Below are 4679 nucleotides of genomic sequence, written 5' to 3'. Positions count from 1 at the left end.
GTCGACGCCCTCCAGGCCGCGCACGAGGCCGTCTCCCCGGCCGCCGTGCTGGTCCCGTCCTCCGCCGAGGGCAAGGAGATCGCCGCCCGTCTGGCGCTGCGTCTGGGCTCGGGCATCATCACCGACGCCATCGACCTGGAGGCCGGCGACGAGGGCCCGGTGGCCACCCAGTCGGTGTTCGCCGCGTCCTTCACCACCAAGTCCCGTGTCTCCAAGGGCACCCCGGTCATCACGGTCAAGCCCAACAGCGCCGCCGTCGAGGCCGCCCCGGCCGCCGGCGCGGTCGAGGCGCTGTCCGTGTCCTTCTCCGCCACCGCGACCGGCACCAAGGTCACCGGCCGCACCCCGCGTGAGTCGACGGGCCGTCCGGACCTGACCGAGGCCGCGATCGTGGTCTCCGGCGGCCGTGGCGTCAACGGCGCGGAGAACTTCGCGGTCATCGAAGCGCTCGCCGACTCCCTCGGTGCCGCTGTCGGTGCCTCGCGTGCCGCGGTGGACGCCGGCTGGTACCCGCACACCAACCAGGTCGGCCAGACCGGCAAGAGCGTCTCGCCGCAGCTCTACATCGCCTCCGGCATCTCCGGCGCGATCCAGCACCGCGCCGGCATGCAGACCTCGAAGACCATCGTCGCGATCAACAAGGACGCCGAGGCCCCGATCTTCGACCTCGTCGACTACGGCATCGTCGGCGACCTCTTCGATGTCGTCCCGGCTCTGACCGAGGAGATCAAGACCCGCAAGGGCTGATCTACCCGGCTGTGGAAGGCCCCTGTGACCGCACGAACGGTCACGGGGGCCTCTTCTCATCCCAGGGTCATCGAGGCCTGCACCGGCAGATGGTCGCTCGGATACGTCCCGTCCACGCTGAAGGTGTTCATCCCGGCCCGGTGCGTGGTCACCCCGGGTGTGGTGAGGATCCAGTCGATGCGCCGCCCGCCGGGCCTGAGCGCCCGGTAGCCGTGGTGCGTCCCGTACGCCGGACCCCGCGAGGCCGCCGCGTCCCAGGCGTCCACCAGTCCGATGTCCAGCATGAGGTCGTACACCCGGTTGTCGTGAGCGGCCGCGTTGAAGTCACCGGTGACGATGACCGGTAACGACCGGTCCCACCCGGCGATCGTCTCGCCGATGAGCCCCGCCGAGCGTTCCCGGGCGTACTGGCTGACACTGTCCAGATGGGTGTTGAGGACGTAGAACTCCCGTCCCCCGTGGGCGAGATCGGCGAAACGGACCCAGGTCACCATGCGCAGCCAGTCCGCGTCCCAGGTGTTCGAGGCGATCGTGTACGGAGTGTCGGACAGCCAGAAGTGATCGAACTCGATCGGCTCGAGTCTGCGCGTGTCGTAGAAGACCGCCATGAACTCGTCCTTGCTGCCGCCCCCGCGTCCGGTGCCGATCCAGTCGTAGTGCCCGCCGAGATCCTTCTCGATCGCGCGCACTTGCCGGTAGAGCCCTTCCTGGGTGCCGATGACGTGCGGTCGCTCGCGGCGCAGCAGTTCTCGCATCACCGGTCGGCGTACCTCCCAGCGCGGTGTCCTGTCGACGACGGTCCCGAAACGGACGTTGAACGTCATGACGTCCAGGGCGCCCGGGTGCTCGCCGGCGGAAGCGGGCTGTGTGGGGCCCGCGGTGGTGAGCAGCGGCCCTGCGATGGCGGCGGCCGCCGCTGCCTTGAGCCCGTGGCGGCGCGTCACTCGGACCTCGTTCGACACGTGGTCTCCCTCCCCTTGCACGTCAGGATGAAGCTTGCCTTCTGAATACGGAAGATGAGGGCGGGTCGGCAGTGATCAAGGGTGAAGGATGGAGAATCCCACTTCAAGACGGTGTTGACCAGGGCGAAGGTCGGCCGATAACTTCGCTCTACGGATTATTGATTCCATACAGCGGAAAAGAGGAGGGTCTCGGAATGGGTCAGGGCCAGCAGGAGAAGGTGGCGACCAGCCTCGCGGGCGCCGTCAGCGAGGAGATCAGCGCCTCCCTCGCGCCGGTCGACGCCGAACTGGAGCGCCGCTACCCCGGGGACCCCGGCACCCGCCAGCCCGTCCACACCGTCTACGTACCCGGCGACGTCTTCGCCGCCGACACCGTCCGCTCCTGGGGAGACCGTGCCCTGGCGGCCCTCGACGAACACGCCCCGGACGCCGCGTCCCTCGCCGCCGTTCTCGGCCTCGCCGAGGAACTCGCCGAGCCCGTCCACGCGCGCGTGCGCGCCAAGCTGGAGCGCGAGCCGATCGAGGACCTGCGCGTCGACTTCGAGGACGGCTACGGCAACCGCCCCGACGCCGAGGAGGACGAGGCCGCGGCCCGCGCCGCCCGGCTGATCGCAGAGGCGTACGAGGACGGCACCGCTGCCCCGTACATGGGCATCCGGATGAAGTGCATGGAGGCGCCCGTACGCGACCGGGGCATCCGCACCCTCGACATCTTCCTCACCGGCCTGATGGCGGCCGGCGGCCTGCCCGGCGGGCTGGTGCTCACCCTGCCCAAGGTGACGTACGCCGAGCAGGTCACCGCCATGGCGCGGCTGCTGGACGCCTTCGAGAAGACCCACGGCCTGGAGCCCGGCCGGATCGGCTTCGAGATCCAGATCGAGACCAGCCAGTCCATCCTCGCTCCCGACGGCACCGCCACCGTCGCCCGCATGATCCAGGCCGCCGAGGGCCGCGCCACCGGCCTGCACTACGGCACCTTCGACTACAGCGCCTGCCTCGGCGTCTCCGCCGCCCACCAGGCCAGCGACCACCCCGCCGCCGACCACGCCAAGGCCGTCATGCAGGTCGCGGCGGCCGGCACCGGCGTACGCGTGTCGGACGGCTCCACCAACGTGCTGCCCGTCGGCCCCACCGAGAAGGTGCACGCCGCCTGGCGCCTGCACTACGGCCTCACCCGACGCGCCCTGGCCCGCGCCTACTACCAGGGCTGGGACATGCACCCCGGCCACATCCCGACCCGGTACGCGGCCGTCTTCGCCTTCTACCGCGAGGGCTACGAGCAGGCCGCCGCCCGTCTCGCCCGCTACGCCAACCGCACCGGCGGCGACGTCATGGACGAACCCGCCACCGCCAAGGCCCTCAGCGGCTACCTGCTCCGGGGCCTGGACTGCGGTGCCCTCGACATCGGCGAGGTCGCCCGGCTGACCGGCCTGACCCGCGCCGACCTGGAGAGCTTCGCGACGCCCAGGCGGGCGGACCTGACGGCGTCCGCCTGACGGCGTTCTCCCCAGGGCCTCCGACGGTGTCCGGCGCGCGCCTCGCCGACGCGTACCGGCCCTGTCACAGCCGTCAACGCCGGCTGTCGTTGTCATCGCCGCCCCGTACTCTGTACGCCACGTACTGGCGTGTCGGTGGATCCAGTGGGGTCACAGGAACGGGGCAGCGGTGTCAACGGGGGAGCACGGGCAGACCGAGGGGGCCGGTCGGCTGCTGGCAGGCCGCTATCGCGTCGCGGCCCAACTGGGACGCGGCGGCATGGGCGTCGTCTGGAAGGCCGTCGACGAGGTCCTCGGCCGCGAGGTCGCCGTCAAGGAACTGCGCACCTACACCGACGTGGCCGGTCCCGAACTGGCCGCTCTGCGACTGCGGATGCAGCGCGAGGCACGCGCGGCGGCCCGGGTGCGCCACCCCGGCGTCATCGCCGTGCACGACATCGCGGAGGTCGACGGCCGGCCGCTCATCGTCATGGAACTGGTCGACGGGCCGTCCCTGGACGACGTCCTGCGCGAACGCGGCACGCTGGACCCGCGCGAAGCGGCCGGGATCGGCGCCAAGGTCATGGACGCGCTGTCCGCCGCCCACCGGGCGGGCGTCCTGCACCGAGACGTGAAGCCCGGCAACATCCTGCTCGACCGCTCGGGCCGCGTCGTCCTGACCGACTTCGGCATCGCCACCATGGACGACCCGGGCGACGGTTCGGCCACCCACCTCACCCGCAGCGGCGAACTCGTCGGCTCCCTCGACTACCTGGCCCCCGAGCGCGCCCAGGGCGCCGACCCGGGCCCCGCCTCCGACATCTGGGCCCTGGGCGCCACGCTGTACGCGGCCGTCGAGGGGGCCTCGCCCTTCCGCCGTACGTCCACGTTCTCGACGCTCACGGCGATCGTCACCGAGCCGCTGCCGGAGCCCCTGCGGGCCGGTCCTCTCGGCCCCGTCCTCCAGCAGTTGATGGACAAGCGCCCCGAGTCCCGCCCGGAGGCCGACCAGGCCCGAGAGCTGCTCCAGTCGGCGGCGGACTCGGACGGTACGGACACGCCGACCTCTCCGCTGCGAGAGCCCGCGGCATCGCCCTCGCCCCCGCGCCCGGAGACGGAGCGCAGTGTTCCGGCGGTACCGCCGGGGTTCGGACCACCGCAGCACGTACAGCCGGCCACCGCCGCACCCGGTCCGCAGGGCTTCGGACCGTCAGACCCGGGCAGCACCGGCCACGGCGCCTCCGCACCCACGGGTCCGGTGAACTCCGGCCCCCCGCCCCGCCGTAAGTCCCGTCTCCTGCTGGCCGCCGCGGCCGTCACCGTCGTTCTCGCTGCCGCCGGTGTCACGACCGCCGTGCTCAGCGACTCCGACGACAAGGAAGCGGGCGGCCGTACCGACGCCGCCCGCGCGGATACCGCGGCCTCCTCCGAGCCCGGTCACACCGACGACGGCTCGAACGCCCCCCGGCCCACACAACAGGGCGACGAGAAGGGC

Annotated in this window: 4 protein-coding genes; 3 read left to right on the top strand and 1 reads right to left on the bottom strand. The window is 71.9% G+C overall.

The features are described 5' to 3' along the window. The coding region (locus ACFTZL_RS41335; protein WP_382594672.1) for an electron transfer flavoprotein subunit alpha/FixB family protein at nt 1–747 on the top strand (747 nt) is incomplete at its 5' end. A 56-nt stretch (nt 748–803) separates the two neighbouring features. On the opposite strand, the gene ACFTZL_RS41330 is transcribed toward ACFTZL_RS41335, so the two are convergent. Beyond that, on the bottom strand, nt 804–1709 hold the full coding sequence (locus tag ACFTZL_RS41330; protein ID WP_382594669.1) for an endonuclease/exonuclease/phosphatase family protein: 906 nt from the start codon (nt 1707–1709) through the stop codon (nt 804–806). 194 nt (nt 1710–1903) lie between these two features. Between ACFTZL_RS41330 and ACFTZL_RS41325 the strand changes: the two genes are divergently transcribed. Both ACFTZL_RS41325 and ACFTZL_RS41320 read left to right on the top strand, forming a co-directional pair. Then, nucleotides 1904–3205 (top strand): DUF6986 family protein, encoded by a 1302-nt coding sequence (locus ACFTZL_RS41325; RefSeq protein WP_382594667.1) that lies wholly within the window; start codon nt 1904–1906, stop codon nt 3203–3205. A gap of 169 nt (nt 3206–3374) precedes the next feature. After that, on the top strand, nt 3375–4679 hold a 1305-nt coding region (locus ACFTZL_RS41320), incomplete at its 3' end, for a serine/threonine-protein kinase (protein WP_382594664.1).

It is taken from the genome of Streptomyces sp. NPDC056948 (assembly GCF_042674225.1).
Classification (GTDB): domain Bacteria; phylum Actinomycetota; class Actinomycetes; order Streptomycetales; family Streptomycetaceae; genus Streptomyces; species Streptomyces purpurascens.
Note: the sequence above shows the minus strand (reverse complement) of the source record. Positions and strands in the feature narration are given on the sequence as shown.

Excerpts from the sequence above, each read along its gene's own strand:
- ACFTZL_RS41325 (WP_382594667.1), top strand. The coding sequence starts at position 1,904 with ATGGGTCAGGGCCAGCAGGAGAAGGTGGCGACCAGCCTCGCGGGCGCC.